General features: G+C 42.7%; 5 protein-coding genes and 4 tRNA genes. 3 read left to right on the top strand and 6 right to left on the bottom strand.

What is annotated here, in order from left to right; all coding sequences use genetic code 11:
• Window positions 1-180: 180 nt before the first annotated feature.
• From R7O03_RS22265 to R7O03_RS22280, 4 genes are all read right to left on the bottom strand, one after another.
• Window positions 181-256 (bottom strand) — tRNA-Thr (locus R7O03_RS22265).
• Between the two features lie 13 nt (window positions 257-269).
• Window positions 270-344 (bottom strand) — tRNA-Gly (locus tag R7O03_RS22270).
• A gap of 35 nt (window positions 345-379) precedes the next feature.
• Window positions 380-464: transfer RNA gene (locus R7O03_RS22275), tRNA-Tyr, on the bottom strand.
• 36 nt (window positions 465-500) lie between these two features.
• Window positions 501-576 (bottom strand) — tRNA-Thr (locus tag R7O03_RS22280).
• A 205-nt stretch (window positions 577-781) separates the two neighbouring features.
• Here R7O03_RS22280 and coaA point away from each other — a divergent pair.
• On the top strand, window positions 782-1,705 hold the full coding sequence (gene coaA, locus R7O03_RS22285) for a type I pantothenate kinase (protein WP_005388683.1): 924 nt from the start codon (window positions 782-784) through the stop codon (window positions 1,703-1,705).
• 7 nt (window positions 1,706-1,712) lie between these two features.
• Here the strand turns inward: coaA and birA are convergent, their stop codons facing one another.
• Together birA and murB are read right to left on the bottom strand one after the other, a co-directional pair.
• Window positions 1,713-2,678: a bifunctional biotin--[acetyl-CoA-carboxylase] ligase/biotin operon repressor BirA gene (gene birA, locus R7O03_RS22290; RefSeq protein ID WP_256903466.1), complete on the bottom strand. Its 966-nt coding sequence runs from the start codon at window positions 2,676-2,678 to the stop codon at window positions 1,713-1,715.
• A complete protein-coding gene (murB, locus tag R7O03_RS22295; RefSeq protein ID WP_213973596.1) occupies window positions 2,675-3,718 on the bottom strand; it encodes a UDP-N-acetylmuramate dehydrogenase in 1,044 nt (347 codons plus the stop codon). Before murB ends, birA begins: the two co-directional genes overlap by 4 nt.
• 101 nt (window positions 3,719-3,819) lie before the next feature.
• Here murB and R7O03_RS22300 point away from each other — a divergent pair, with 101 nt between their 5' ends.
• Together R7O03_RS22300 and pssA are read left to right on the top strand one after the other, a co-directional pair.
• A complete protein-coding gene (locus tag R7O03_RS22300; protein WP_213973597.1) occupies window positions 3,820-4,251 on the top strand; it encodes a GNAT family N-acetyltransferase in 432 nt (143 codons plus the stop codon).
• Between the two features lie 71 nt (window positions 4,252-4,322).
• On the top strand, window positions 4,323-5,663 hold the full coding sequence (gene pssA, locus R7O03_RS22305) for a CDP-diacylglycerol--serine O-phosphatidyltransferase (RefSeq protein ID WP_318132052.1): 1,341 nt from the start codon (window positions 4,323-4,325) through the stop codon (window positions 5,661-5,663).
• The last annotated feature ends 705 nt before the right edge of the window (window positions 5,664-6,368 follow it).

Genomic DNA, 6,368 nt, shown 5'->3' on the forward strand with positions numbered 1-6,368 from the left:
TGTTTTACCGTGGTCAACGTGGCCGATAGTACCAACGTTAACGTGCGGTTTCGTACGTTCAAATTTTTCTTTAGACATGAGTGGTCCCTCTAGGTACGGATTTAGGTGGCCCAAATTGACCACGCAACCAAAAAAAGATAATTGGTAAATCTAATATCAAAAGGAAATAAACTTGAGAGCTGGTGCTGATAGGCAGACTCGAACTGCCGACCTCATCCTTACCAAGGATGCGCTCTACCACCTGAGCTATATCAGCACTCAAATTAGAGTGGAGCGGGCAGCGGGAATCGAACCCGCATCATCAGCTTGGAAGGCTGAGGTAATAGCCATTATACGATGCCCGCAACACGTAACTCTGAGAGCTATTTCCTAAAGAATATGGTGGAGGGGGACGGATTCGAACCATCGAAGGCAGTGCCGGCAGATTTACAGTCTGCTCCCTTTGGCCACTCGGGAACCCCTCCAAATTTTCAAGCCATTCAGACTACTAAAGGAAAGAATGGTGCCGACTACCGGAATCGAACTGGTGACCTACTGATTACAAGTCAGTTGCTCTACCTACTGAGCTAAGTCGGCATAAGTGGTGCGCATTCTATTGAATGATTTTCTAGGTTGCAATAGTAATTTGAAAAAAAATCATAAATTTCGATTTTTTAGATTCGTTTGCTGCAAATTCGTACAAACTTAGCTTTTTTAAAGCAAACTTCGACCTTTGTCGTTTGCTTTGAAGTTCGCTTGATGTATGTTCTTGCTTCTATTAAACCAAGGATAAAAGAGACCCATGAGTCCATTTTTGTCATTTGACCGTGCAAATTGGGCCGAGTTAAGAAACTCTGTACCGATGACACTTTCTGAAGACGACTTGACTGCGCTTCAGGGCATTAATGAAAACCTAACCATGGAGGAAGCGGTAGAGATCTACCTTCCTTTGTCTCGTCTTTTGAATCTGTATGTCCAAGCTCGTCAAAGCCGCAATTCCGTATTACAACAATTCTTAAATACAGAGGAACATGCTCCCCCTTTCGTAATTGGTATCGCTGGCAGTGTTGCTGTAGGCAAAAGTACGACTGCTCGTATTCTAACGGCATTGCTTTCTCGTTGGGAGAATCATCCCAAAGTGTCCTTGGTTACAACAGATGGCTTCCTATATCCGAAAAAAGTACTAGAAGAACGCGGTATCATGCATCGTAAAGGCTTCCCAGAATCCTATGATATCAAGCGCTTAGTCGAGTTCATGTCTGACGTAAAGGCAGGAAAGCCCGATCTTGAAGTACCCATCTACTCTCACATCACGTATGACATTACTGATGAACTAAGAAAAGTGGATAGACCGGATGTTCTTATTATTGAAGGTTTAAACGTTCTGCAAAGTGGAATGGACTATCCACATGACCCGCATCGTGTCTTCGTCTCTGACTTTTTAGATTTTTCAATTTATGTCGATGCAGAAACAGAGACCATTGAACATTGGTATGTAGAACGCTTTTTAAAGTTTCGCCAAGGGGCCTTTACGAAACCAGGCTCTTATTTTAGCCACTACACACAACTCTCTGTCGATGACGCAAAGAAAAAAGCGAAGCAAATTTGGCATGATATTAATGGGCTCAATTTAGAATTGAATATTCTTCCAACTCGTGAGAGAGCCCACTTGATTCTACACAAAGGCGTTAACCACTTGGTTGATAAAGTCTCGTTGCGAAAGTAATCGAAGATTAGTCACTTTTACGCAACGAGATTTCACCACCAATATAAGTCTCTAGTCCTTGGGAGGTTTCGATTAATATTCCACCTTGATGATCGATGCCTCGAACGACGCCATATACCTCTCTAGGACCAATAAGCAGTTTGACCTGACGATTAAGGAAATTGTCTAACCGATTCCAACGTTCGATAAAGCCAGTAAGTCCTTTCATTTCATATTCGACAAGTGCGGAATTCCAATGCTTGATAAGTGTCATTGCTAGAACATTTCTATCGATCTTGAGACTCTGATTTACTTGGTTCAACGTGGTCCATGGCTGGTCAATCTCAGGCTGGTCGTCAGGCATTCCAATATTCAGGCCCATCCCAATCACTAGATGAGCAGCCCCACCGGCCTGACCCGACATTTCAACCAAGATTCCGGCCAGTTTTTTATCTTGATAATACAAGTCATTCGGCCACTTGAGTTTAACACCTTGCATGCCTACTTCTTCCAAAGCTTCCACTGCGGCAATCCCAATCACCAAGCTCAAGCCCATTGCCGCAGCCATTCCTGCATCCAGTCGCCAATACATAGAGAGATATAAGTTAGAGCCAAACGGTGAGACCCATTGTCTACCGCGGCGACCACGCCCTTGTGCTTGATATTCAGTAATACAAACACGGCCCTTTTCCGAATCCGCGACTCTGTCGAGCAAATATTGGTTCGTTGAGTCAATCACAGGGACGAGTTCAACAAGTGACTCCGAGCTAGTGGTCAGGAGAGTCTCGTCTAACAACTGCAATGGTGAGGCTAACTGGTAACCGCGCCCTTGCACTCGATAAATATCAATACCCCATTCACTAAGACCTTTAATGTGCTTAGCGATTGCCGCTCTAGAAACATTAAGATCGTCGCCCAACGCTTCTCCTGAATGAAACTCTCCATCACTTAATAACTTTAAAATATGAAGTTTCGTAGAGTGATCTTTTCTCATCTAGATGCCTCGATCTGAGTCAAATTGGTCTCCCCGGTACGATTGAGAAAGCGTACTTCATGCTCAAGTATGATTTGGTATTTGTCCCATACCGTCTGCTTCACTAAAGAAGCAAGCGCGACAATGTCATCAGCACTACAATTATCTATGTTGGTCAAAACCAAAGCTTGCATAGGGTTGACCTGCGCACCATGTACAGACTTCCCCTTTAATCCACACTGATCAATAAGCCAACCAGCAGCAATTTTCATTCCTCCTGAAGCTGGGTAGGCCACTACGTTAGGGTATTTTTTTGTTAGTCGATCATAGTGATCTTCTGTGATCACTGGGTTTTTAAAGAAACTACCTGCGTTACCTATCTTGGTTGGATCTGGCAGTTTTGCCTTTCGCACTTGGCATACTCGTTCGAAGATAGAAGCAGGGCTGAGTTGTTCTTCTGGGATACTTTGTAAAGGACCGTACTGGTTAATCGGCTGCCATTGCTTCGCCAACTTAAGCCCTAATGCGGTGATAAAGCACTTTCCGTGCAACGCATGTTTAAATATGGAATCCCTATAGGCAAACTCACAGTCTTGGGCGTGCATTCTTTTGTTTTCAAACGTAGTTAGGTCAAGAACATCTACATAATCACAGATGTCTTTTAGCTCTAGGCCATACGCACCAATGTTCTGAATAGGAGCCGAGCCAGCACAACCTGGAATCAAAGCTAAGTTCTCAATCCCACCGATCCCCTGATTCACACACCAGGAAACCAATTCAGGCCAATCTTCACCACCGGCAATATGTAATAGGTAATGCTCATCCGTTTCCGTGACTTCTTTACCCATGATTCGATTAACAATCACTAATCCCTCAAAATGTTCTGTAAAAAGAACATTACTTCCTTTACCTAAAAAAAGTTTCGGTAAATGGGTGAATCTTGGGTTTTGAAATAGCTCAATAACATCTTCAAGCGACTCAACGATAGCTAAATAGGAACACGATTGTTCAATTCCAAAAGTATGGTAAGCCTTTAGGCTCGCATTTGTTTTAATTTGCATAGTAGGTTTGCAACACCAGATAAGATTCTCTTAAACTGTCGACATTCTACATTAGTTATCTTTTAACCGCAGTGACAATACCAGACTCATTAATCATAGAAGTGTTAAATCCCATCAAGCTCCCCCTCATTAAGAAACTATACAAAGCGTATTACCCTGCGGGTCGAGCCAAAAAAGATGAATTGATCATTACAGCAAGCCATAAAGGTGAAATCATTGCGTTACTACGTTTAAAAAGTGTAGATAAAGTTCGTCTGTTGACAGGAATGTTGGTCATTCCGAAAGTTAGGGGAACAGGGATTGGAAAAGAACTACTAACTCATTGTAAAAGCAATGTTTTCACTGATGGCGATTATTGCTTCGCGTTTACACATCTCGAATCCTATTATTCCAAGCATGGATTCACAACAATTGATTGCTCTGAGCTACCACACCCGCTAAAAATGGCATTTCAACGTTATGTAGATAGCGGTAAAGATCTCATTCCAATGCAATTCATCTCTTCAACGACATCAAAACGCGTGCTTTTGTAGCCAGGTAAATCATATCTTTGATAAAATGGCAGGTTCGCAATATTGCACTAAACTAAGGTACTCATACCGATATGATAGTAAGTAGGAATCCATTCGAACAGTTGCCAAGTCTCGCTGTCAATCCGGAAGACTTTGATGTTCTGTATTCAGCAGAATCATTCAGAACCCGTCTTTTAGATGCTATCAGCAAAGCAACGTCGCGAATTTACCTAGTCGCTCTATATCTGGAAGATGATGAAGCTGGACGTGAAATTCTCACTGCGCTTTATGAAGCGAAACAGCGCAATCCTGGGTTGGACATCAATATCTGTGTCGACTGGCATCGAGCGCAGCGTGGCCTGATTGGTGCGGAGACATCTGAGGGTAATTCAGCGCTTTACAAAGCATATGCCAGTAAGTACCAACACCCAATCCCTGTCTATGGCATACCAGTGCGTGGCAGAGAAGTTTTTGGGGTACTGCATTTAAAAGGCTTCATTGTCGATGATACTGTTATCTACAGTGGGGCGAGCTTAAATAACGTTTATCTCCATTATCATGAACGTTATCGATTTGATCGTTACCATGTGATTCGACATGAATCTTTAGCGAATTCAATGGTGCAATTCATTCAGGAAGAAATGATTGCTCACCCTGCCGTTAATGATCTTGCAGGAAAAGATAAGCCAGAAACCAAAGAAATAAAGTCGGCGATTCGCCAACTGAGGGCTTCTCTTGCTCAAGCAAACTATAAGTTTGAAGACCAAGCTGCAACAGAAGAAAGCGTAAAAGTCACTCCGTTAGTTGGGCTAGGCAAACGCCGTAATCTGCTCAATCAACAGATTGTAAAGTTACTGGCAGCAGCCCAAGACGAAATTTTCATTTGTACGCCTTACTTTAACTTCCCTAAAGCACTTCATCGTGAAGTGAAACGAGCCATGAAGCGTGGTGTGAAAGTAACTATTGTTGTGGGTGATAAAACCGCCAACGACTTTTACATTGCACCTGAGGAAGACTTTAAAACCATTGGCGGGCTTCCATATCTTTACGAAGTGAATTTGCGTCGCTTTGCGAAAGCCAATGAAGCGAATATCGCAGCACGTAAATTGTCAATTCACCTATGGAAGCATGACAATAACAGCTTCCACCTTAAGGGTATTTGGGTTGATAAACGCTATATGCTACTTACTGGGAATAACCTAAATCCACGTGCTTGGTCACTCGACCTAGAAAATGGGCTACTCATACAAGACAATTATGCGAAGCTCACTGAGACGTTTGAAGACGAAGTTTCGCGTATTCTTGAGCATACTCACCTTATCTGTACTTATAAGCAATTAGAGAAAGTAGAAGACTATCCTATAGGGGTACAGCGACTGGTCAGAAAAATTACCCGCCTAAAGGCAGATGGTGTTTTAAAACGTATTCTTTAGACATCATTTCTCGCTCTAAAGTACGTCGAGATTTTTATACTAAGCCAACCGCTTTAGCAGTTGGCTTTTTCATATAATCCATTTGGAATACTTAACTATTTTCTAGTACCGCTAGTGAGCACATAACCACTTAGATCTAGAGCGACTCTCTTAATGGGTTTGAGCTTTGACGTTTGTGAGTATTCCGCATAGCTTACAGCCTCGAGCTAAGCTACCCCTCTCTGTTCTGGCGCTTCTTACCCTTTGGCGATATATTTTTTCTGAGACTCATCAAATGTTCAGCGTCGAAAATCATCACCTCGCTAATGAAGAGCTCCTTCAATCTTTCACCTTCCAATTCTTTTCAAGTCGTTTGATTTTTGAGCCAGGAGAGATTGGGGGTATATATGACGCTTTTCTGGATTATGCGCACAATTCGTTTTTTCTTTCTCATCAAGATTCAAGCCGTTGAACGCCTTTGAATACCATAGATTACTTAGGTTTGTTTGTAGGTCATATTGTCTTTCCACAGCATCAACGGCCTATATTAATTAAAGCCTAGTGTGTAATCACGCAGAGTTCGCTTAGTAGGGATTATGGGGAGTAGTCTAGTTAGGTGTAAACACACTTCAGGGAAACGCCGCAGTAGAAACGAAAAAAGCCTCAGTCTTTCGACTGAGGCTTAATATAAGTGGCGGAGTGGACGGGACTCGAACCCGCGACCCC

The organism is Vibrio sp. Vb2960, from assembly GCF_033337665.1.
Taxonomy (GTDB): Bacteria; Pseudomonadota; Gammaproteobacteria; order Enterobacterales; family Vibrionaceae; genus Vibrio; species Vibrio alginolyticus.